Origin of the sequence: Sphingomonas sp. Leaf30 (assembly GCF_001422525.1) — a bacterium.
GTDB lineage: Bacteria > Pseudomonadota > Alphaproteobacteria > Sphingomonadales > Sphingomonadaceae > Sphingomonas > Sphingomonas aerolata.
This window is the reverse complement of the sequence record NZ_LMKZ01000001.1, coordinates 795,774-817,894: the sequence shown is the minus strand read 5'-3', so window position 1 is coordinate 817,894 and position 22,121 is coordinate 795,774. Positions and strand designations below refer to the sequence as shown.

23 protein-coding genes are annotated in these 22,121 nt (G+C 62.8%); 13 read left to right on the top strand and 10 right to left on the bottom strand.

Annotated features, from left to right (window positions below; genetic code table 11):
* Positions 1 to 40 precede the first annotated feature (40 nt).
* Positions 41 to 2,131, top strand: coding sequence for an epoxide hydrolase family protein (locus tag ASE89_RS03865; RefSeq protein WP_056674204.1), 2,091 nt, complete (start codon positions 41 to 43; stop codon positions 2,129 to 2,131).
* Positions 2,132 to 2,195: 64 nt separating this feature from the next.
* Here the strand turns inward: ASE89_RS03865 and ASE89_RS03860 are convergent, their stop codons facing one another.
* The 8 genes from ASE89_RS03860 to ASE89_RS03825 all read right to left on the bottom strand — a co-directional run bounded on the left by ASE89_RS03860 (position 2,196) and on the right by ASE89_RS03825 (position 8,967).
* On the bottom strand, positions 2,196 to 2,906 hold the full coding sequence (locus ASE89_RS03860; protein WP_056674202.1) for an SDR family NAD(P)-dependent oxidoreductase: 711 nt from the start codon (positions 2,904 to 2,906) through the stop codon (positions 2,196 to 2,198).
* A 96-nt stretch (positions 2,907 to 3,002) separates the two neighbouring features.
* Entirely contained in the window at positions 3,003 to 3,764 is a 762-nt protein-coding gene (locus tag ASE89_RS03855) for an SDR family NAD(P)-dependent oxidoreductase (protein WP_056674199.1), read from the bottom strand.
* On the bottom strand, positions 3,764 to 4,333 hold the full coding sequence (locus ASE89_RS03850) for a type 1 glutamine amidotransferase domain-containing protein (RefSeq protein ID WP_056674196.1): 570 nt from the start codon (positions 4,331 to 4,333) through the stop codon (positions 3,764 to 3,766). Before ASE89_RS03850 ends, ASE89_RS03855 begins: the two co-directional genes overlap by 1 nt.
* Positions 4,334 to 4,370: 37 nt before the next feature.
* On the bottom strand, positions 4,371 to 5,456 hold the full coding sequence (locus tag ASE89_RS03845) for a catalase family protein (RefSeq protein WP_056674194.1): 1,086 nt from the start codon (positions 5,454 to 5,456) through the stop codon (positions 4,371 to 4,373).
* Between the two features lie 76 nt (positions 5,457 to 5,532).
* Complete coding sequence (locus ASE89_RS03840; RefSeq protein WP_056674191.1) at positions 5,533 to 6,624, bottom strand: catalase family protein; 1,092 nt, start codon at positions 6,622 to 6,624, stop codon at positions 5,533 to 5,535.
* 69 nt (positions 6,625 to 6,693) lie between these two features.
* Positions 6,694 to 7,155 carry a hypothetical protein gene (locus tag ASE89_RS03835; protein ID WP_056674188.1) on the bottom strand — a complete coding sequence of 154 codons (462 nt, stop codon included), beginning with the start codon at positions 7,153 to 7,155 and terminating at the stop codon, positions 6,694 to 6,696.
* Entirely contained in the window at positions 7,152 to 7,760 is a 609-nt protein-coding gene (locus ASE89_RS03830) for a carboxymuconolactone decarboxylase family protein (protein ID WP_056674186.1), read from the bottom strand. The genes ASE89_RS03835 and ASE89_RS03830 overlap by 4 nt, the downstream gene beginning before the upstream one ends.
* Before the next feature lie 85 nt (positions 7,761 to 7,845).
* The gene (locus ASE89_RS03825) at positions 7,846 to 8,967 is read right to left on the bottom strand and encodes an alpha/beta hydrolase (protein WP_056674182.1); all 1,122 of its coding nucleotides are present in this window, start codon (positions 8,965 to 8,967) and stop codon (positions 7,846 to 7,848) included.
* 96 nt (positions 8,968 to 9,063) lie between these two features.
* On the opposite strand from ASE89_RS03825, the gene ASE89_RS03820 reads away from it, so the two are divergent.
* Together ASE89_RS03820 and ASE89_RS03815 are read left to right on the top strand one after the other, a co-directional pair.
* Complete coding sequence (locus tag ASE89_RS03820) at positions 9,064 to 9,831, top strand: Crp/Fnr family transcriptional regulator (protein WP_056674179.1); 768 nt, start codon at positions 9,064 to 9,066, stop codon at positions 9,829 to 9,831.
* Between the two features lie 228 nt (positions 9,832 to 10,059).
* Complete coding sequence (locus ASE89_RS03815; protein WP_236701608.1) at positions 10,060 to 10,584, top strand: VOC family protein; 525 nt, start codon at positions 10,060 to 10,062, stop codon at positions 10,582 to 10,584.
* Between the two features lie 222 nt (positions 10,585 to 10,806).
* Here ASE89_RS03815 and ASE89_RS03810 read toward each other — a convergent pair whose 3' ends face one another.
* Together ASE89_RS03810 and ASE89_RS03805 are read right to left on the bottom strand one after the other, a co-directional pair.
* Positions 10,807 to 13,104, bottom strand: a complete 2,298-nt coding sequence (locus ASE89_RS03810; protein ID WP_056674173.1) for a sensor histidine kinase — start codon at positions 13,102 to 13,104, stop codon at positions 10,807 to 10,809.
* Positions 13,104 to 13,475 (bottom strand): response regulator, encoded by a 372-nt coding sequence (locus ASE89_RS03805; RefSeq protein ID WP_056674170.1) that lies wholly within the window; start codon positions 13,473 to 13,475, stop codon positions 13,104 to 13,106. Before ASE89_RS03805 ends, ASE89_RS03810 begins: the two co-directional genes overlap by 1 nt.
* Positions 13,476 to 13,766: 291 nt before the next feature.
* On the opposite strand from ASE89_RS03805, the gene ASE89_RS20170 reads away from it, so the two are divergent.
* The 10 genes from ASE89_RS20170 (at position 13,767) to ASE89_RS03765 (ending at position 21,982) form a co-directional block, all read left to right on the top strand.
* On the top strand, positions 13,767 to 14,108 hold the full coding sequence (locus tag ASE89_RS20170) for a hypothetical protein (protein WP_156363258.1): 342 nt from the start codon (positions 13,767 to 13,769) through the stop codon (positions 14,106 to 14,108).
* A gap of 164 nt (positions 14,109 to 14,272) precedes the next feature.
* Positions 14,273 to 15,394: a GGDEF domain-containing protein gene (locus tag ASE89_RS03800; RefSeq protein ID WP_056674167.1), complete on the top strand. Its 1,122-nt coding sequence runs from the start codon at positions 14,273 to 14,275 to the stop codon at positions 15,392 to 15,394.
* A gap of 539 nt (positions 15,395 to 15,933) precedes the next feature.
* Entirely contained in the window at positions 15,934 to 16,497 is a 564-nt protein-coding gene (locus ASE89_RS03795) for a Csu type fimbrial protein (RefSeq protein ID WP_235516418.1), read from the top strand.
* Positions 16,497 to 17,237 (top strand): fimbrial biogenesis chaperone, encoded by a 741-nt coding sequence (locus tag ASE89_RS03790; protein ID WP_082451216.1) that lies wholly within the window; start codon positions 16,497 to 16,499, stop codon positions 17,235 to 17,237. Before ASE89_RS03795 ends, ASE89_RS03790 begins: the two co-directional genes overlap by 1 nt.
* 18 nt (positions 17,238 to 17,255) lie before the next feature.
* Positions 17,256 to 19,598, top strand: a complete 2,343-nt coding sequence (locus tag ASE89_RS03785) for a fimbria/pilus outer membrane usher protein (RefSeq protein WP_082451215.1) — start codon at positions 17,256 to 17,258, stop codon at positions 19,596 to 19,598.
* Entirely contained in the window at positions 19,595 to 20,050 is a 456-nt protein-coding gene (locus ASE89_RS03780; protein WP_056674156.1) for a Csu type fimbrial protein, read from the top strand. Before ASE89_RS03785 ends, ASE89_RS03780 begins: the two co-directional genes overlap by 4 nt.
* Positions 20,047 to 20,349: a hypothetical protein gene (locus tag ASE89_RS20165; RefSeq protein ID WP_156363256.1), complete on the top strand. Its 303-nt coding sequence runs from the start codon at positions 20,047 to 20,049 to the stop codon at positions 20,347 to 20,349. The genes ASE89_RS03780 and ASE89_RS20165 overlap by 4 nt, the downstream gene beginning before the upstream one ends.
* A gap of 133 nt (positions 20,350 to 20,482) precedes the next feature.
* Positions 20,483 to 20,785 (top strand): PadR family transcriptional regulator, encoded by a 303-nt coding sequence (locus tag ASE89_RS03775; protein WP_330219040.1) that lies wholly within the window; start codon positions 20,483 to 20,485, stop codon positions 20,783 to 20,785.
* Positions 20,782 to 21,420 carry a hypothetical protein gene (locus ASE89_RS03770; RefSeq protein WP_056674150.1) on the top strand — a complete coding sequence of 213 codons (639 nt, stop codon included), beginning with the start codon at positions 20,782 to 20,784 and terminating at the stop codon, positions 21,418 to 21,420. Before ASE89_RS03775 ends, ASE89_RS03770 begins: the two co-directional genes overlap by 4 nt.
* A 172-nt stretch (positions 21,421 to 21,592) precedes the next feature.
* The gene (locus ASE89_RS03765; protein WP_056674147.1) at positions 21,593 to 21,982 is read left to right on the top strand and encodes a hypothetical protein; all 390 of its coding nucleotides are present in this window, start codon (positions 21,593 to 21,595) and stop codon (positions 21,980 to 21,982) included.
* The last annotated feature ends 139 nt before the right edge of the window (positions 21,983 to 22,121 follow it).

Genomic DNA, 22,121 nt, shown 5'->3' with positions numbered 1-22,121 from the left:
TCGGGGAAATAAGATTTACCCCCATCGGCAGGATCGACACATGGCAGAACCCTTCTTCATAGCGGTACTCGACGACCGCCTCGCCGCCATCCGCGCAAAGGTCGAGGCGTTCGACTGGAGCCTTATGCCGGACGCGGGAAGCTGGCAGTCAGGCGTCGGCCTCGCCGATCTCAAGCGGCTCGTCGACTATTGGTTGGCGGACTTTGACTGGCGCGCGCAGGAGCGGCGGCTCAATGTGCTGCCGCAGTTTACGGCCGACGTGCAGGGGCAGCGCCTCCACTTCATTCATGCGCGGGGCGATAACTCACGTCCCCCGCTGCTGCTGCTGCACGGCTGGCCGGGGTCGTTCCTCGAATTCGAGGCGCTGATCGCGCCGCTCGTCGCCGACGGTCACGACGTCGTTGTTCCCTCGCTCCCCGGCTACGCGTTTTCGGGCCGCCCCGCGTCCCCGATCGGACCGAAGCAGACCGCAGAACTCATGCACGGCCTGATGGTCGAGCTGTTCGGCACGCGACGCTATCTCGTGCAGGGCGGGGACTGGGGTTCTGCGATCGGTGGCTGGATGGCGCACGCGCATCCCGATGCGATCGCCGGACTCCATCTGAACATGGTGCTGCTCCAGGCCAAGGACGCGGTGCCGAAAAAGCCCGACGAGGTCGCCTGGGCCGCGAAACGCGCCAAGCTCGCCAAGGAAGAAACCGGCTATTCGCAGGAACAGGGCACGCGCCCGCAGACGCTAGGCGTGGCGATGTCGGACAGCCCGGTCGGCGTCGCGGCGTGGATCCTGGAGAAGTTCGGCGCATGGGCCGATGTGCCACGCGACGCACGCGGCCGCCCCGACCTGTGGCAGGCGTTCGACGAGGACCTGCTCCTTACCAACATCATGCTGTATCTGGTCGAGGGATCGTTCGTAACCTCGACCTGGATGTACCGTGGCCGCATGCTGGAGGATTCGGGCACTTTCCCCGCGGGAGCGCGGATTACCGTACCGACCGGAGTCGCGGCATTCCCCGACCCGGTCTTTCCGCCGCCGCCGCGCTCGCAGGCGCAAAAGACCTATGACATCGCCCAGTGGACCGAGATGCCCGCGGGCGGCCACTTCGCCGCGCTGGAGCAACCCGATCTGCTGCTCGCCGACATGCGCCGCTTCTTTGCGTCCAAATCGGTTTCCGATGACGCCCCGAAACGCTCGATCGCACTTCGCTCGGCTGGGATCATCGCTGCGACGCTGGCAGCGGCCGCGGTTTACACTCGGGTGGCGACCAAGCAGATCGAGCAGGACGTGCCCGCCGACGGCCGTTTCATCACCGTCGCGGGTGCACGGATCCACTATGTCGATCGCGGTGCGGGACCGCCGATCGTCCTGATCCACGGGTTGGGCGCGCAGCTCCGCAACTTCTCCTACGGTGTCGCCGATGCGCTGGCCGACGAGTACCGTGTCATCCTGGTCGACCGGCCCGGCTCGGGCTACTCGGTGCCGACCGGCGAACAACCCGGTATCCTAGGCCAGTCGGCGATCATCGCAGGGTTCATCGACACGCTCGCGCTCGATCGTCCGCCGCTGCTCGTCGGTCATTCGCTGGGCGGTGCGGTCGCCCTCGGCGTGGCCACGCACCGCCCTAGTTCGGTCGCAGGCCTCGCGCTGCTGGCGCCGATGACGCAGCCGCCTGGATCGATGCCCGTCCCGGTGGCAAACGCGATCGAAAGTAACCCTGGCGGGCGCGCGCTCTTCGCCAATCTGCTTGGCACGCCGATCAGCCGTGCGGCATATGGCCTGCGCTGGGGTAAGATCTTCGCTCCCGATCCGGTCCCGGCCGATTTTGGCACGCGCGGTGGCGGCGCGCTTGGCGATCGCCCGGTTGCGTTCAATGCTGCGCTAGTTGAATTGGCCAGCGCCGACGTTGACCTTGCCGCGATCGTCAGTCGCTATGCCAAGCTGACGGTCCCGGTCGCGTTGCTCTATGGTCGTGATGACCAAGTGATCGCCCCCTCGATCGATGGCGAGCAGGCAGTAGCCGCAATTCCTGGCGCGACGCTGGAGATGACCGGCGGAGGCCATATGCTCCCGGTCGCGCATCCACAGGCCAGCGCCGCGTTCGTCCGCCGATGCGCCAAACACGTCTTGCAGTAGCGCCAAGGGGGTTAGGGGGCTCGGCGCCCGCTGGCCCCCTCAGAGATCGTACCTTTCTGATCTGTCAGTGACCGGCGACCTGCCCACCGTCGACGTGGAGTATTTCGCCGGTCACGAAACTGGCATCCTCGAGGTACAGCACCGCGCCGACCACGTCCGCGACCGTGCCCATCCGACCGAGCGGGTGAAACGCTCCGAGCCCGGCGCGCGTCTCGGGAGGGTGCATCGGCGTTTCGGTGATGCCGGGCGACACCGCGTTGGCGCGTACGCCGCGGGAGGCATATTCGATCGCCAGGCTGCGCGTCGCCGCAGCCAGCCCGCCCTTGGTCAGCGACGCCAGCACCGAGGGGAATTCGACATTGGCGTGCTCCGCCAACGTCGTGACGATCTGCAGGATATGGCCACTGCCCTGTTCAACCATCAGCGGCAGCGCCGCCTGCGTCATGTGGAAGAAGCCGTCGAGATTGGTCTGCGTGATCTGGCGATACTGCTCCGCCGTGTAATCGGTAAAGCGCTCGCCGATAAAAACGCCGGCATTGTTGACGAGCGTATCTACTCGCCCGAACCGGTCGCGCGCGGCCATCACGACGCGCCTCGCGGTTTCGGGATCGGCAACGTCCCCCGCAACGGTGATCCAGTCGTCCGATTGCGACGCTGCGATCGATCGTGACACGCCGACGACACGCCAGCCGCGCGCGCGATACGCGTCTGCGATCCCCTCCCCCAAGCCTTGCGAGGCACCGGTGACGATAGCAACCTTGGGCGCGTCAGACATCGATGGCGCCAATCTGCGCGGGGAGGTTAACGGGGGTTGTCATTGCCGAATGGACTCCGAAAAGAATCGACAGCGCGTTACTGCGCTCTCGCGATGTCAGGACAGCGGGGGTTGGCCGTTGGACGCGGTCAGTCCGCCGTCGACCGGCAGGTTGACGCCCGTCACGAAGCGCGCATCGTCGCTCGCCAGGAACGCGATCGCACCCGCGATGTCGACGGGCTCGGCACCCCGTCCGATCGGGATCCGCTCCTCGAACTTGGCGATCAGGTCAGGTTGTTCCTTCATTCCCGCGGTCAGCGCGGTATAGGTCAGCGACGGGTTGACCGCATTGACGCGCACGCCGTTCCTGGCCTCGTCCATCGCCAGTGCGCGTGTGAAATTGCTCACCGCACCCTTGGCCGCGCAGTAGAAGCTATGGTTCCAGTCGCCGCCGAGCCCCGACACCGACGACACGTTGATGATGCAGCCCTTCGACGTGCGCAGATGTGCGATCGCCGCGCGGCTCATGTGGACGACGCCGTACAGGTCGGTCTCGATCACCTTGGTGAATTCGGCGAAGTCGCCTTCGTCCAGCTTGCCGAGATGATCGACGCCGGCGTCATTGACGAGCACGTCGATCCGACCGAAGCGATCGATTGCCGCCTCGACCAGCGCCTCGCACGCGGCGCGGTCGGTAACGTCGGTTTCCCGCGTCTCGACGGTGCCGCCCAGTTCGGCTGCCAACCTGCCGAGCGCACCGGTGTCGATGTCGCCCAGCACCAGGATCGCGCCTTCCTCGGCGAAGCGGCGCGCGGCCCCCTCGCCGATGCCCGAGGCGGCACCGGTGATCACGACGACCTTGTCGGCAAAACGCGCCATCATGCGTTCTCCGCCTGCGCCTCGTGCTGGCCCTCGTAGAACTCCTCGACCAGCTTTGCACAGAACGCAGGCAAGTCATCCGGGGTGCGGCTGGTGATGAGCCCCTGGTCGACGACCACCTCTTGATCGACCCAGGTCCCGCCCGCGTTGCGGATGTCGGTGGCGAGCGTCGGGTACGACGTGAGCGTACGACCGCGTACCTGATCGGCCTCTATCAGCGTCCACGGCGCGTGGCAGATCGCCGCGACGGGCTTACCGGCGGCGAAGAAATCGCGGACGAACGCCACGACCTTGTCCGACGACCGCAGCGTATCAGCGCCGACGCACCCGCCCGGAATTACCAGGCCATCGAAGTCGGCGGCCGACACGTCGTCGATCGCCTTGTCGATGGCGAACGTCTTGCCGGGATCGAGGTCGTTGTTGAACGTCTCCGCGTCGCCGGTTTTGAGGCTGATCACGGTCACTGCGCCGCCCGCCTGCTCGACCGCCGCCTTGGGCTGCGCGAACTCGGGTTCCTCGGTGCCGCGGGGTGCGATCAGGATCGCGATTTTCTTGCCTTGGAGCTTCATGTGTATCCTTTCGAAATCAGAATTGCTGAGCTCGGCATCAGGCCGGAATATCGGCGATGGCCGCGGTGTTCGCGGCGGCGATGCCGGTCTCGCGGTGGCGGAAATCGCTGAGCGCGCGGTACACCTGCATGCGTGCGCGCATCACGCCACCGAGCGGGCGGTGCGCTTCAAGCGCGTGCGCCGGACGAAACGTCATGACCTCGTCGAAATAGCGGACGCGATCCGGGCCATAGGCGGCCTGCCGCGGCAGACGGATCGTCGCGATCGTGCGGTATTCGCTGACCCGCGTCGGCCAGTCGACCGACGTATCTTCGATCGGCTGCGTCTCGGCATCGGCCCAGAGTTGCGCGCGCAGTTCAAACACCGCGTCATTGCCGTCGAAATACGCGATCGCGGCGTGACGGAAGCCATCCTCGTCCTGATGCGGATCGAGCCGCCAATCATCCAGCGCACGGTGCTCAGGCGCGACCGGAAACACGCCTAGTTTCGCGACATGATCGCCGTAGCGGATGGGGCACTGGCTGAAATACGTCTCGACGAGCGGATGGCTGAACGGATGGCCGTAAAAGTCCAGCGTCGGGCTCGGTTCGGCACCGACCGCGTTCAGGACCTTGTTGATGTTGCGCGCGATCGATGCGGCCGCACTTTTGACACCTTCGGGCATCGGCACGGTCATGCCGATCTTCTTTGCTTGCGCTAGAAACCCGGCGGCGGTGCCGGCGGGGAACGTCGTACCGCTCGCCAGGACGAAATCCTGCGTCGGCGCGTCATGACCAGACAGCTTGGCGCCTTCGACCCCGAAGACCTTGATCGCCATGCCGCGGTGCGTCGAGACCCGGTCCCCGAGCTTCTCGCCCGGCCCCTGTGCAAAGCGGACCGCGACGTCGAACGTCTCCGGGTTCGCGAACAGCCCCTGCGCCAGTTCCGGCGGCAGATCGTCAGCGACGACCATCGTTCCGATGACGCAGGCCGTGCTCTTGGCATGACTGGCGCGCACCGCATGGCCGTCGCGCTTTTCGACCGTCTCGCTCTCCTGCGTCATCCCCTTGATGATGCCGTCGATACTCTCCTGCTCGCCGGGCTCAGGCGTCTCGATGTCATCGCGATAGGGTAGATAGGGCATGGGAAGCTCCTGCTGGATCAGGATGTTAACACCCGAATGCCCTGCGACGTTTCGGTACGGTTCCGTGCATACCCGATCAGTCGAGCGCAGGCAGCGACCGTGGCTCGTGCATCGGGCAGCCGTTCAACTGGCTGCGCAGATCCTGGATCACTGGATACACCGCACGGCGCGCGCGCATGACCGACCCGAGCGGCCGATGTGGCTCGACGCCGTGCCAGGGGCGGAACGCGGTCTGTTCGTTGAGCACGGTAACGCGCTCCTCGGACCAGCTCTTCTGCGGCTTCACCGTGATGGTCGCGACCGGGATGTAGGGATTGCCCTGCTCGGGCCACGGCGTCGCGGCGTCCTCGATCGGGTTCTCCTCGAGGTCGCGGCAGAGTTGCGCGCGCAACGTCCATGCACCACCCTCGTTCGCGAAGATCGCCATCAGTTCTTCGCGGATCGAGTCGGGGCTCTTGCTCTCGTCGAGCTTGTGATCGGTCAGTGCACGAAAGTTGGGCGATTCCGGCACGATGTCGAACTTGGCGATATAGTCGCCAAAGCGGAGCGGCGCCTGCGTGCCATAGCGATCGCCGATCGGATTGGTGTCCGGATAACCGCCAAAACCCTTCAGCAAAGCACTCTCGCCGCCGACGGCTTCCAACGCCTGCTCGATCGGGCGCAACACCTTCGACAGCGCCGCCTTCGCCCATTCCGCGCGGTTGGTCGTCGCGGCGAGCAGCTTGGTGTTGCGCAGGAACCCGACCGGCGTCGGGTTCGAGAAGGCGACCCCGGAGGCCATCAGAAAGTCCTGCGTCACCTCATCCTCGGCGCCCGGCAGCCGCTCGCCGTCGACACCGATCACCTTGATCGAGAAGCCGCGCGGCAGGGAGACGCTGTCGCGGATCGGATCGCCGGGGATCGCCGACATGCGGATGATGATCGGGTAGCGACGCCCGCGCTCGAAAATGCCCTGCGCCTGCTCGTCCGCAAGGTCGTCGTGGACCACCATCTCGCCTTCGAGCAACGCATGGCTCTTGGCATGGACGCCGCGCTGCGCGTGGCCGAGGTCCTCGTGCGTCTTCTCGACGATGTAGCTGAACGTCTTGTTGAGGCCGTCGATCGTTTCCTGCTCGTCGGAACCGATCGTCTCGACGTCGGGGCTGTAGCGGATCGGGTTCTTCAACATGGGAAATCCTTTTGGTTCAGCGCAGTAACGCGCGGTTCGCGCTTTGGGGGCGTCGGTATTCCGGAATGGTCAGGCGTTGGCCGCTGCCTTCGCGCCGGCCGCGGTCGCGACGCCGAAGACGAGGTGGACCATCGTGTGCGTACCAATCGTCGCCGCATCGGCCTGCCATTCGGGCTTCTTCAGCCCCAGCAGCGGCCCGGTGATCCAGTGCATCGCGGCGTAGAATCCCAGGCCGAACATGATTCCCGACGGCACTATGCCTGCATCCTCGTCGACGGTCGCCGCATAGACCGCGCCGGCTGCCGCAGACAGCAGGAGGTGGCTACCCTGCACGATGGCCTGCTCGGCCGCATCCGGCAGGTCGCTCGACGGTAAGGAGCGAACGCCGAATTGCCGCGCGCCGGCCCGTTCGAGATCGGTGAGCTCGGACGGGATGCCGCTCTTCTTCTCGCCCGCCATCATCATCGCGGTGATGCCGAGGCCTGCCACCAACCCACCGGCGATCGCGCCGGCCATCCGCTTGCCGTTCATGCGCGCTCTCCCTCTTCCTGGGGATCGTCGGGCAAGCCCTCCTCGCGACCGGGGACCGACATGTCGTAGGCGTTGAGCAGCAGTGACACGAGGCAGTAGCCGCCGACCAGATAGACGAGTTCCGCTGTCCGATCCTCGCCGAACGCGCGCACGGCACGGTCGTAGGTCGAGGCTGGCAGCTGCCGCCCGCCCGCCAGCGTCACCGCGACGTCATAGGCGGCCTGCTCTTCTTCGGTCAGGTCGGCGGGACGCTGGCCGGCGGCGATCGTCGCGACCTTCTCATGCGACAGACCCGCCGCCTCGCCGACCCGCTCGTGCGCATAGAGTTCGTAGCGCGAGTTGAAGACCGCGCCGGTCGCCAGGATCGCGACCTCATGCGCCGCTTTCGGCAGCGTCGCGTTGTCGATCAGCGCCTTGGTATACGTCCAGGCAGCGCGACCGAACGCGGGAAAGCGCAACATCGGCGCGAACGGCCCGACCAGCGCCCCATCCGCTCGGTGCGAGACGAAGCCCTTCAGATGCTCGGTGATGTAGGCGTCCATCTCGTCGTGAAGCGGACGCAGAGCCGCGGGCATGTCCGCGGGCGGATAAGGTGGGGTACGCATCGCTTGCTCCGTTGTCAGGCCGCGCCGGCCGGATGCCGGTCACGCATTGATCGACGGGGCGGCACCGGCCACCCCGTCGAACCGATCAGCGGCGGGGCGCCTTTGCGAACGCTGCCTTCAGGCGCGCGACCGCCAGTTCGTTGGCGTCCTTGGCACCGCGAACGACCTTCGCCATGCCGAAGAACTCATGCGTGACGCCTGGATACGTCTTCTGCTCAACCTTCACGCCCGCCGTGCGCATCGCCGCGGCCAGCGTCTCGCCGTCCGAGCGCAGCGGATCGATCTGCGCATTGATGATCGTCGTCGGCGGCAGGCCGCGCAGATTGGCGGCGACCAGGTTCAGCCGCGGATCCTGCGCATCGGCGGCGCTGGTCTGGTAATAATAGCCGAACCACTTCAGCATCGCGGCATTCAACGGCTTGGCATTCGTCGAATCCTTACGCGACGGCAGCGTCATGCTGCTGTTGGCGATCGGATAGACCGAGACGATGTAGCGCGGCACGGTCAGGCGATTGTCACGTGCGTAGATCGCGGTCGCGACTGCAAGGTTGCCGCCCGCGCTTTCACCGGCAACTGCGAACTTCGCAGGGTCGCCGCCCCAGCTCGCCGCATTCTGCAACGTCCAGCGATAGGCCGCCGCGGCGTCGTCATGCTGCGCCGGGAACTTGAACTCGGGAGCGTGGCGATACTCGACCGACACGACGATCGCGTTCAGCGCCTTGGCCATCGCGCGAGGTGCCGAATCATACGTGTTCACGTCAGCAATCACCCAGCCGCCGCCATGATAATAAACGACGACCGGCATCGGCTTGCCATTCGCGGGCGCTGCCGCGGGCTTGTAGATCCGCGCGAATTGCTGGGCGTCCGAGCCATACGGCACGTCCTGCGTCGTTACCGAAGCGTCGGGCGCGGTTGACATGCCCTGCTGGACCATCGCCGCCTTGGCGCCATCGGCGGCCGAAGGCTGCATCCGCGCCTGCGCCGGGGTCAGCGTCTCGATCGGCTTGCCGCCGAGACCCGCCAGCGCGTCGAGCACCTTCTGCATGTCGGGTGCCGCCTTGGGGGGCTGCGTCGCGCTTGCCGGCGGGGCGGCGGGTGGCGGTGCGCTCGGCGAGCGGGCCGATTGCGCGAGCACGCCGGCCGATGCCGTCAGTAGCGCCGCCGCGAAAAGGCTGCGCGCGACGGGGCGCTTCGAGATGGAAACCATGTGATCCTCCTGTTTGATCGCTCATGAACAAAGCAGGATGGTCGACGTTGCTGTACGGAACCGCGCAAAGTCCGCCAATTAGAGGGGAAGACGGATATGTCGACGATCGTATCTTTCGCGCGCGGAGCGGCCGTCGCCACGCCCCGTCGCGATGACGCCCCGCTTGGCAATCGACTGCTGACCAGTCTCTCGCCGGAGGATTTCGGTCTGCTGGCGCCACACCTCGAGCCGGTATCGTTCGCGGTCGGCGACTGCATCACCCGAGCCGGCGATCCGATCGACAGCGTGTGCTTTCTCGAACAGGGCATTGCCGGCGTACTCGACTCGCTCGATGACGATCGTCGCTACGCCGTCGGGCTGGTCGGCGCGGAGGGCTTCATCGGCTGGCCGCTGGTGATGGGCGACGATCGCTCGCCCTACGATGTCACCATGCGCGCCGAGCGCGGCCAGGCGCTGCGCATGCCCGCTGAGGCGTTGCTGGCAGCGGTGGACCAAAGCCCTACGCTGCGCCTGACACTGCTCCGCTTCGCCCACGTGTTCATGGTGCAGATGGGCCGGACCGTCGTGTCATCGCTGGCGCATTCGATCGAACGCCGCATGGCCCGGTGGATCCTACTCTACCACGACCGTGTCCAGGCCGACGAGATCTGCATGACGCATGAGGAGTTCCGGCTGATGCTCGGTGTTCGCCGTAGCAGCGTTACCGACGCACTCCACCGGCTGGAGGAGGAGCATGCCATCCGAGCCGTCCGGGCCAAGGTTCTGGTCCATGATCGGACAAAGCTTATGGCCCTGGCGGGCGATACATATGGCCAACCAGAACAGGACTATGTCCGTCTCCTACAGATGGACCGGAACCGCTAAGGCCTCGCGCTAGGTGACCCAAATTCGGTCATTCGCGCGGACTTCCCCGCTCCCCAGCTTCAGTCATTCGTTCATCTCCGCGCTGACCGCTTTCGTTGTCCGGTGTTCGACCATGAACGTCATGATGGGGAGGATTGCTGGCCGTCCGCTTACGGGAAGGCCCGTGGCAATAACCGATATCGCGAGACTGCCGCTTTCTGCAAAGAGGATCGTCGATCAGGAATAAAATTGCCAAGCGATCCGCACGCCGATAACATCGTGCCAGCAACGATGGGGGGAGCTAATGCTGTGCCGACTATCCGCAGGCTACTATCAGTCGTTGCCGTCTTGGCCGCGTTAACGCCCATGACTATCTCCGCAGAACCGATCGGCAGAGTTACCGGTATAGGTGGCATCTTCTTCAAGAGCAAAGCGCCGAAAGCCCTCATGGCGTGGTATCGCGACGTTCTTGGCATCAAAGTTGAAGTGTGGGGTGGAGTCGTGCTGCCCTATGACGCGCCAGAGCACCCGCCAGTACTCACTTTGAATGTATTTAAGGAGGGATCCAACTACATGGAACCCTCAAAGCGCGAGTTCATGCTGAATTTCGCGGTGGATGACCTGGACGCGTTCGTTGATCGCCTGAAAGTAAAGGGCGTTGCGATAATCAAAAGGGATGACACCGACGCAATCGGGAAATTTGCGTGGATCGTTGATCCGGACGGGACCAAGATAGAGTTGTGGGAGCCGAAGGCCGAGACTGCATCAAAGTAAGCCCTTCTCGCCAGAAATGGGAAGTTTCGGACGCTCGCCGAGAATTGCGGTGGCGCGTAACCCGGCTCCGCGAACGCCAAATCGCGTCCTGCCGTGCGATTCTACCGCAACTAACAGCCGCGGAACGTACGCTATGAGAGAAGAACGGCCATTTGTTCAGGCTCAACGTCAGCAGCGCGGCGGTCAGGTTCGATCCACCGCCTCCAATCGAAGCCTGATAGGCTAAATAGCCACGAAATCGGGAAAATCGATGGTCAGGATCGCACCTCGCTCCGGAGCTTCGCGCGATCTGATGCTGATCTTTCCGCCGATTTCCATGACGATCTGCCGGGAGATATAGAGGCCAAGACCTGTCCCGCGATCCGTCTCCTTGGTGGTCATGAAGGCATCGAATGCCCGGTCCGGATGACTCAAAGACAGCCCGGCGCCATTGTCCACAATACTGATGCGAACGCCGCTCTCTGAGATAGTTACCTCCAGTTCGACGGCACCGGTTAGAGCCGCGTCCTCGGCTTCGCGGCGCGTTGCGATGGAGTCGACCGCGTTCTGAATGGCGTTGACGAGCACCTGCTCGAGACCGACGCGCGGAGCAAGGAGCAGAACCGGCGGCCCGTCTGGCAACGTCATTTTCACGCCGACATCGTGCTGGATCAGCAACGGCCGCATGAAGGACAATGTTGTGCTGACGACATCGCCCAGATCAAGCGGTTCGGGGCTGTCATTCTCGATCCGAGCGTAGCGCGAAATACGCGCAATGATATCGCGTGCGCGGTTTACCTGTTCGCTGATCCGATCAAACTTGTCGCGAGCACGCGCCGCACCATCGGGACTCGCCTGATCGAGCAACAATCGGCCATTCTCGGCAGAAAGCGAGATGGTGAAGAGAGGTTGTTTGAGTTCATGACTCAGGGCTGAGGCCATGCCCCCGAGCTCGACGAGACGCGCCTGCTGAAGCATACGATTCTGCGCCAGCTTCGACTGTCGGAGGCGCACCAACCACCCCGAACGCCAATGGCCGGGAGCCAGGAGGTCGCGACCGACGAAGAGATACCAATCACTCGATTCCTGGTCTGCGAGCCGAAACTCGACAAACGCCTCGGCATCATCGCAGATGTCCGCAAAAGCTAGACAATCATTGGTATGGATCGCTTCGGACCGTTCCTGTGCAACCCGTTCGATGTTCATGTCCAGAAAAGCGAGGGTGCCCGTAGCAGCGTCGAAGCGGATATCCGCCGCAAGGCTCAGGTCCATTTCCTTTTTGAGTTCGATGAATGCCCGGGCAATTCGCAAGCGCTCTTGCACCAACTCGGCAAAGCTGTTGTTCGCGGTGACGATAGCTGCGATCGGGCGGTCGAACTCGTTGAACGTAAGCTTTTGAGGCAGCGAAAGGCCAGGTTGGCCGAACCCTTCCGCGACTTCCTTCCAGGCCTGCAGCGAACGACGCAGGGCGCGCGTGATGAGCAGCTGCAGCAAGATCGACACGACGAGAATGACACCCAGGCCGAGCATCTCTAGAAGCACCACGCGATAGGCACTCTCGGCAGCTGGTCGGGTTGAGTAGAGATAGAAGTATTTGCGGTCAGGAAGAGTGTAACGGCCGAGCTGACACGCGGTAACCCAGTAGGCAAACGTATTGCGGTCGTTCGGCCCCGTCACTTGCAATCCATCATCGATCCGCGTGCAGCCGAAAAGCTGCATTGCTTGTGCGGAGCGCAGACTGCTTTCTTTGTCTGAGATAAGCATTTTTTGGGGATGCCTTCCTGTATTGCGCGTTTCTGCCACGCCCAAGAACCCATTTCCGGTCACAAGCCCGCGACCGATCCGCACCTCAGCCAGACGCGCGGTTTCGGCCATGAAGGATTTGAATTCTTCCGGAAAGCGCCGGACACTGCTGACAAACATGACGAGCGCGCACGCGAGCACGATGAGTGTAATGGATGCCGGCAGGAGCTGGGCGAGGCTGATCGTTTGGCGCAGCGAGACCCGACCGGCTGGAAGGTTCACGACGAAGAGTGACAGCGCTAGATCGACCAGCGCTGCCATCAACACATCGTTGAGAAGCTTGCGGATCATCGTCAGCGCGAAAATCGTTAGCGACGCATCGTAGTTGATGCGCAGGAATAGAAACGCCGCCGCCGTCCCGATGGTAAGCAAAAAGACGGCGGTGGCGATGGCAAGTGAAGAGCCAGCGAAGCGGGTCCAATTGATGAAAACTACATGTCCCAGCGCCAGCGCAATGGTAAAGATATGGCCCCACCAGAACCAGGATGATGCCATCGTTAGCAATACCATGGGAATGGCTAGCCGCAGCCCGCCCAACCTGTATGCGAGAAGGTAGAAAAGGGGGCCGAGATACATTTCGAACCCGGGCGCAAGAATAATGCGGAAGGAACTCGCGCCGATGGCCACGGCCAAAAGGACGATCGTCAGAGCCCATCCCTGGACGGTCATGTGCCGTAGCGGCTCTGCGGCTAGTTGAGACTCGCCGCCGTGGCGTAAGCGGTTGACGATGTCATTCATCAACCCCGCCCGTCTTGTGTAAGCAGTGACAAAAGAAATTCGATGTCGACCGGCTTGAAAAGGACATGAAGATCCTTCTTCCTGGTTTCATGCTCTATTTGTTCGGTCAGATCGGTGTGGCCTGTCATCAGGATTATGGTGTTCACCTTTGCCCGCAGGTCAGGGTCGGCTCGGATTGCGCGGACCAGGTCAAGGCCACTGCCGTCTCGCAAGCGGAGGTCCGTCAACAGGGTTACGTGGCTGGAACCTTGCTTTAAGCTCTCCAGGGCAAGGGCCACACACGCTGCGCCGCTAACCGCGAACGAGCGCAATTCCAACATTTCAACCAACTCCTCCCGGACGTCGGTCTCGTCCTCGACGACCAAGATCATTGTTGGGCACTTTCAATGGTGACGCAAGCTCAAGATAAGAACGCGAAGTTTTCAACGTGTAAATGGCGACGTGAATAAACGTCGACCTTGATGAGCCTGCGCCTTAACCGCGACGTTCCGGATCGTCCGCCGCCGCCGCCGCCGCGACACCTCTCTCGCAACCCGTATCAACCTTGGTGACGGATATAGGGGGACATTCGAGCGGCTGTTGCTCCCCTTCTCGTCGGACGGCATCGTCGTCGATCATATCGTCGGTGCGGTTGTCATCGAACGTGAAGCGGTGGGGGAACGATGATGGTCGACGCCCATCAGCTACCCGATTTCAACGAGCGCCAGCTGGCGATGGTGATCGAGGCGCTGCCAAGCGAAACGGTCGATGAATTGCCCTATGGCGCAATCCGGATCGGTGACGATGGCAAGGCCGAATATCATAGTGCGGCAGAGCGGCGCCTGTCGGCTCCAGCAATCACGACCGCCTCGGCCTCGACTTCTTCAGCAGGATCGCGCCCTGTATGGACAATCCCGACTTTCGCGGCCGCGTCGAGCGTGCCCGGGTTCGGGAATGCTCGATTTGAAGTTCAGCCACGTCGGCGACTTCGAGGACCGCGACCGGGAACGGGGTCCGATCGGTGAACTTTTCGGTGTCGTTATCTCGATCGATTCACGCTGTCCTATAATGCGCGCATGCATGTCGGCGCTTTTCCCTACCATCACGATCGGCGGCACAGGACTACGCACTGCCCCTGCGACCGAATTCGCCCAATCCTGGCTGTGCTGGCATCAGGGAACAGGTGATCATGCCCCGCGGTCTGATATCGCGTGGTTGGCTGGAACGACTGGGAGACCATCGGCTCGATGGGGCGGCGCTGGACGGGCTGAAAACGCTGTTGCCGCGATTGGTAATCGCCGCTCTGGCGAGTTTGCTGTTGCTCACCCATCTGGGCTCTCGCGCTGCGATACAATGGATCAGCTTTGTCGGATTTGCGGAGCTGTGGTGCAGGCAATGCAGTATCATGCTGGCGCGACCGGATGGCGGGCGCCTGCCGCTGCGGCTCAATTATATTGCCTCCGCACTCATGACGACGATCGCGTGGACGAGCTTGCCGGTTTTGCTGTGGTGGAGCAGGGTACCTGATATAGGTTCAGCGGTTATCGTCATGCTGATCTCGCAGCTGATCCACGCTCAAGCCTTTGCCTTCCGCGCCCCGTCGATCGTGGCGTTCACGGTTGGTGTTCCCGCCAGCGCAATGCTCGCGCTGCCTTGGCTGGTCGAACCAGCAAGCTATTTTACTACTCTCACGTCGACAATCGCGTCGGGTCTTTGCATCAGTTATATCTTCGCAAGCGTGCGAGCAAACTGGCGGAGCGATGCGGCGCTACGCAAAGCTCATGACGAGCTCGAATATCTGGCCTATTTCGACGGACTTACCTCCCTTGCCAATCGTCGACAGTTCACACGACACATGCGCAATCTCATCGAACTGTCCGATCGTCAAAGGTCCCGGTTCGCCTTGCTCCTGATCGATCTTGACCATTTTAAGGTCGTCAACGACACGTTCGGTCACGATGCTGGCGATGCGCTCCTCGTCGCGGCAGGAGAGCGTCTGCGTGCAGCCGTCGGCGAGTTGAGCCATGTCGCGCGGCTCGGCGGTGACGAGTTTGCCATACTCTTACCCGACATCGGCAGCACCGCCGATATCGATGCGGCATGTGGTCGCATCGTCGATGGCGTCCAGCCTGCTGTCGACTTCAACGGAGGACAGATGAGCCTAAGTTTCAGCATCGGCATCGCGCTTTATCCCGGCGACGGCGACAGCATACAAACAATCCTGAAATCCGCTGACATTGCGCTTTACGACGCGAAGCGGAGGGGTCGAGGCACGTGGCGCTTCAGTGAAGGGTTCGGCAAGGTCGTATAAGTCAAGTTTGAGACCTGCGGACGGTGCGCGTCTGATTCATCGCTTGCACTACACTGACACATTCGACCCAGATCCGGCCATTTCTGCCACCTCCCCCGCTCCCCGATTTCAAGCATTTCCCTGTTCGCGCTGGCGGCTTTTGGCGGCGGATATTTCCTCATAGACGCCGTGATCGAGAAGAAAGCGGGACGTCCGATTTAGGGCAGTCGGTAGGAGGCAGCCGCCGGTTCAAACGGCTGCGAGAATGATAATCGGCGCCTTTCGGCTTGATCGCGGCGTGCACGTATTCATACAAATGCTCGGTAAATCTCAGCCACTCTTTTTGAGCGGACAAGCCCTTCAGTACGATGAGGTGAAGAATTACCGTCCAGACTCCTTAATCCATGCGGACTCTAGATAACTCCCTAATTCGCAATAATCTGCAGTTGGCTAGGGCCACCGGTAATGAATCCCCGCATATAAATGGTGACGTTTTTCCTGAGGCTGACGCCCTTCCTTTGGCGGGCATTCTATAATTGCCTGAGAAAGGTCGCCGTCTTATGATTACGCAGAACTTGGCCCGGCATATTGCGTTACTGCGCATAGGTCGGCCGTCGCTTCACACCACTACAGCCTTTTTCAAAACGCAGGCTCGCGTTCTGAGCATTCCCCTATGCATGGTTGTGGCGAATGGCTCGGCAAGCGCATCGACGGCGAACACGACGTTCAATGTGACGGCCAATGTCGTGTCGAGTTGCCAGATTTCGGCGACCGCGCTGACGTTCGGAACCTATACCGGGGCCCAAACCGACGCGACTTCGACGATCACCGCGACCTGCACGGATACCACCGCCTACACCATCGGCGTCAGCGCAGGCTTGGGCACGGGGGCGACCGTAACGAACCGGTACATGAACGGCCCCAGCGTCGATGTGCTCGCCTATGCCGTCTATCGCGACAGTGCGCGTACCAATAGCTGGGGCACGACGATCGGTACGGACACTGTCTCGGGCACCGGCAACGGCGGCGCTCAGGCCATTACCGTTTATGGGCGCCTTGCAGCGGGTCAATTGCCCGTCCCCGGAGCCTATTCGGATACTCTGACCGCAACGATCACCTACTGATGGCCCGGGGAAGTTTTTTGCGCTTCGAGAGGCTTCGTCGCTGGTCGATGGCGGGTGGATACGGGGTCGTCCTGGCAACGGGCATCGCCCCACTTCAGGCACAATCCCTGTCGGTGAGCCCGGTCACGTTCAATCTTGCCGCCTCGCAGCAGGCGACGAGCCTGACGGTTCGCAACGATGGCGCTGAGGAAACGGTGGTCCAGATCCGGCCCTTCGCCTGGACGCAACAGCCCGAGGACGTCCTTGCACCGGCCGGCGATGTCGTCGTCAGCCCCCGCATCGTGACGATCCCACCCCATTCGAACCAAGTCTTCCGGGTTCTCGTGCGGCATAAGGCGACGTCCAAGGAACTGACGTACCGGTTGATCCTCGATCAGATCCCGCGCGCGTCCGAACCCGGGGCCGTGCGTATGGTCCTGCGCATTTCCATGCCGATCTTCGTGGAGCCCGTCGCTCCGGCGAACCCCGGCGTTCGAATTCGGCTGGCGCACCGGGACGGTGACACGGTGCTCGTGCTCGAAAATCCGGGAGCGCGCCATGAGACGCTGCGCAACGTTGTCCTGCGCGACACGAACGGCGCGCCGATCGCCATCAAGAACGGTGGTTCACCCTATCTGCTGGCTGGCGCGACGCGGGAACTTCCGGTCCAGGACATGCTCGTCCAACCCGCCGTGGATGGCCGCTATCGACTGACGATGGAGGGCGGAAAGGGCCCCATCACCGTTGCCCTCGCGCGGTAGCGGGGACGGGACCGTGCGATGCGCGCCAAAGCCCTCCGATCGACCTGTCGATTTCTCCTGATGATCTGCCTCGCTGACCATGCCGGGGCCGCTCCCGCACCGACGCTGCTGGAGGTCTGGATCAATGGGCGCCCGACCGGGAAAATCGGCGAGTTTGTTCTGCGCGGCGACGGACTGGCGGCAACCCCCAAGGAACTCGCGGAACTCGGCCTTTCCCCGCGCACCACGCCCGGCGATGAACTTGCGGACATCGTCGCCGACCGTGATTTTCGGTGGCACGTCGACCAGGCTACAGGCCGACTCTACGTGACCGCCTCCGAGGCGCGTTTGGTGAGAACGACGATCTCGGCCGCTGCCGAGCCGGCCATGGCCGGAGCGGTGGAGAGCGGGACCGGTTCCACGCTGAACTACGATACGACAGTGACCGGCGATGCTCGTCGCCAGGCCTTTTCCGCGTACCTCGATGCCCGCGTCTTTTCAGGCCATGGGGTTGCGGCTGGCCAGGCCTTGATGACCGCATTCCGTTCGGGGACGACGACGACCTATCGCGCGACCAGGCTTGATTTCAACTACACCGTTTCGCTGCCCGACCGCCTGCTGCGGCTCAGGCTGGGCGACTTCATCACGTCGGGCGCGGACTGGCAACGGGCGATCCGGCTCGGCGGCATTCAATTCGGTTCGGACTTCGCGCTGCGCCCCGACCTGATCACGATGCCGCTGCCCGATTTTCGTGGCAACGCGGTCGTTCCCACCATCGCCGACATCCTTGTGAACGACGCATCCGCGATATCCCTGCCTATCGGCGCTGGTCCCTTCGAGATCCTCAACGTGCCGGTGCAGACGGGCAGCGGCAAAGTCTCGCTGAACCTCCAGAATTCCCTGGGACAATCCGTCAGGACGACGGTGACCTATTATGCGAGCAATGCTCTGCTGGCACCCGGGTTGCACACGTTCGCTGTCCAGGCTGGCGTTATCCGGCACCAATTCGGGAGCCAGAGCAACGCCTACGGACAGTTCGCGGCAAGCGGCAGCTACCGCTGGGGCGTATCGCCACGGCTGACGGCGGCGCTCTATGCCGAAGCAACCCGCAGCGCGGCGCTCGTCGGGTCGGGCGTGTCGGTAAACCTGGCCAATTTGGCAATCGCCACGGGTGACTGTGCGGCCAGCAGCGGGCGGGACGGGAACGGTGTGCGCTGCGTCGCGCAAATCGAACACCGCGACCCACTGGTGTCGCTCCGGCTGTCCCACGGATTTGCAACGAAGGACTTTCGCGACATCGCGGCAAGCGATGGCTATCCTGCCATTCGCCAGCAGACCGACGCCAGCATTGCGCTTGCAATGGGTCCGGCCGGTACGATGTCCCTCGGCTATACCGCCCTCGATCAGGCAGGCGAAGTCGCCTGGGAAAGGCTGAAGGGCGCGCCGGCGATGTTTGGCCGCGGTTCCGCGGTCCGTCTGGCGTCCGTCACCTACAGCGTGCAGCGGGGACCGGTATCGATCTACGCGAACGGCTCGCACGACACCACCGCACGCGGCGGCCGCAGCATCATGTTCGGCGTGTCGCTTCCCTTCGGACGCCGCAGTCAGGCGAGTGTTGATCGGCAGATGCAAGGCGGCCGCTGGCAAAGCCAGCTGCAGGCGGCGCGCGGCACGAGCGAGGCCGATTCCTGGGGCTATCAGGCGGCGATCGGACGCGGCGCGATCGACAGCCAGTTTGTCGAAGTACAACATCGGTCCCGCATCGGATGGCTGGCCGCCGGAATCGATCGGACCAACGGTGCAACGACGATCCGTGCCCAGGCGCGCGGGTCCGTGTCCGCAATCGATGGCTCGGTATTCCTGTCGAATACGATCAACGACAGTTTCGCGATTGTCGACACGCAAGGGTTGGCAGGTGTTCGGGTGCTGCACGAAAACAGGGTCGCCGGCCGAACCGGCCGGTCGGGCAAGCTGATGGTTACGGACCTGCGGTCGTTCCAGGTCAATCACCTCGCCATCGAGCCGACCGATCTGCCGCCCGATGCCGTGATCGCAACCGGGGAACGCGATGTCCGGCCACAGGATCGGGCAGGCGTCGTGCTCAGGTTTCCGATCAAACAACCAAATGGCGCAGTGCTGGTCCTGGTCGACGCAAGCGGCAGACCCCTTCCACCGGGAAGCACCGTCACGCTGGAAGCGTCCGGGGCGACGTTTCCCCTGGGCTTTGACGGGGAGACCTTCGTCGAGGGGCTCGACCAGCACACCGTCCTGAACGTCGCGCGCCCCGACGGCACGCGCTGCCGTGTTGGACTGTCCGTCGCTGCGCGGGAGCGGGGTCTCGCCCGGCTTGGCCCGTTTTCCTGTGTCGAGACAGCCCGGTGATCGCCCGCGTGCTGTTCGCGCTTTTATGCCTTGCGATACCGGCTGCCGCGGATGCGGGATGCTCGGTATCGGCAAGCGGGGTCGCGTTCGGGAACTATGACGGGTCTGCCACGTCGGCGGACGACGCGACGGGCACGATCACGATCAACTGCTTCATACTCTCCGGTCTCGGCGGGTACACGATCGCGCTCAGCCCGGGACGAGATGGCAGCTATACGGCGCGACGCATGATCTCTGGAACGGCGACCTTGCCCTATCAGCTTTATGCGGATCCGGCACGAACGCAGATCTGGGGCGACGGGTCGGGCGGGAGCTCCACCGTGCGGTCCTTCGATATCATCCCGTTGCTTGGCGGGAGTTCGACCTACCAGATTTACGGAAGAATCCCCGCCAGGCTCTCGCCCCGCCCCGGAGCCTATAATGATACGATCATAATTACGGTAAGCTATTGATTGATCGCGTATTTACTACATTTGAAAAGACGTCCGATCTGGGGAAGGGTCAGACGACTAAACCCGTAGCCCATCGTCTGAACGAACGGCTGTTCGCGGCAATCGCCGCCCGTAAGCGGCCGTTCCGCTTTCCACCACAATCGGTCATTCATTGTGCGCTGCCCGTTTCTCAACTTTTGCCGATTGTTCATCTCGATCTATTTTGGCTGCCCGCGACCAAGTTCAGCGATCTGAACGGTTCAAAATGGCCGATCCACGTCGGCCACGCCGTCACCGCATGTTCCGCAGCTGGGCGCTAGGTGACGTACGGTCCACAGACCCGTCGCCCCGCGCTGACCGCCAGTGCGCCGGCACCAACGTTGAAAGGCCGCAGCAGGTCGATACTGACTGCTCGGCAATTGACAGATAACTCTACTTAGGTTGAGTAGCGGCATGGGCCGTAATCGTCGACCATCGAAGCAGATGCTCCTTCTGTTGGAGGCGCTGTCTGCGCGCACTCAGCAGTGGCGCCACGGCTACGATCTGATGAAAGAAACCGGGCTCCTGTCGGGAACGCTATACCCGCTACTGATCCGCATGACCGACCAAGGGCTGGTTGAGGCCGAATGGCGCGAGCCGGAACACCCTGGCCGCCCTGCGCGCCATGCGTACCGTTTAACGAATGCTGGAGTGGCATTTGCGCGGGCGGCGATACCTGACCGTCGCGCCCCCTCTGCCGAGGTTGCCTTCGCATGACGTTGGCCCTGTCACGGGCTGTCATGTCTCTGGCCAGCCGATCGCTTGGCACCCGTCGCCGCACGTGGGCGATGGCCATGGAAGCGGAGTTCGGCGCAGCGGTCGAAGATGGGCGTCCATTACTGTTCGCTCTCGGTTGCCTGATCGCGGCGTGGCGTGAGATCGGGAAGCAGAGCGAAGGACGCCTGATCGTTGCGAACTACGCGCTCTCCCTGGGATTACTCATTCCGATGGCAGCTCTGCAGTTCCAGCAGGCGACCGGCTTCCTGTCCGCGGCCGAAGGTCAGCCGTTCGGCGTGCCGGGAGCCGGCGCCGGACCTAATCCTTATCTGATTTGGTCTCACAACAGCGCCATCCCGATATTGCTGATCATCAGGCTTCTGCTCGGCACGGCGCACCTTTGTCTTGCGTGGATGCTCGTGGAGGGAGACTGGCCGCGCGTCGTTAAGTGCGGCACGCTGATCGGGGCGGCAATGATCACGCTGTCGCTGTTCACGGGCGTATTAATGCTCGATCTGTCGCCACTGAGGGCGCAATTCGCGGAGTTGGCGATCGAATTAGGGGCCTTGGTGGTTTTTTCGCGGTGGCACATTCGGGTTTTGTCCGACGCCACGCCCGAACCGCTTACCCCGTAGCTTATAAGCACCTTCGATGATCCAGGCGACCGGCTGGAGCTGGGCGGACCCACTTGACTCTTAAATCTACATATGTTGCTCTCTACCTGCGAAGATTGTGACGAGGAACCGCCGGCTAGGTTTGTGAAAGCCGGGAGGGGTACAGCGTCAGACTTGGCGAAAGGGAAGCAAGATGCGGCGTGTTATCAGTATAGCTATCGCTGCGGCCGGCACTGTCTTGCTCATTGCTCTTCTCATCTTCATGCGTAAGCCGGTCGTTGGCGCCGGTGAGGACGGCCTATTCGCCAACGACTGCTGCGGCACGGTAAAGCTCGCCAATGGCGAGATGCTCCTCAACGATCAGACGACCGTATCCTACAGCGTCGCTAAAGATGCAGATGGTCCGTACATCCTGCCCCGCGTTGACGTCGGCGTTATGGCCGATCAGGGGCTCGACGTGGATGGAACCCGCTCGGTGCGCAAGCTGCGACTTGACAGGCTACCTGCGCCGACCAGGATTACGCTACATGAGGGTTTGACACCCTATGTTTTTAAACGGTCGACGCCACGTCTTCGCAAATAACTTCGAAGTGGCCGTTCATCAGCTTGAATGATTTGGTCACAGCCACCCTAACAGGACTCATAAATCTACATATGTTTCTATAACGTTGAGCGAGGCCTGCTGAAGGTCACGAGCAGTTGTTCGGCAGCGAAAGGTGAAG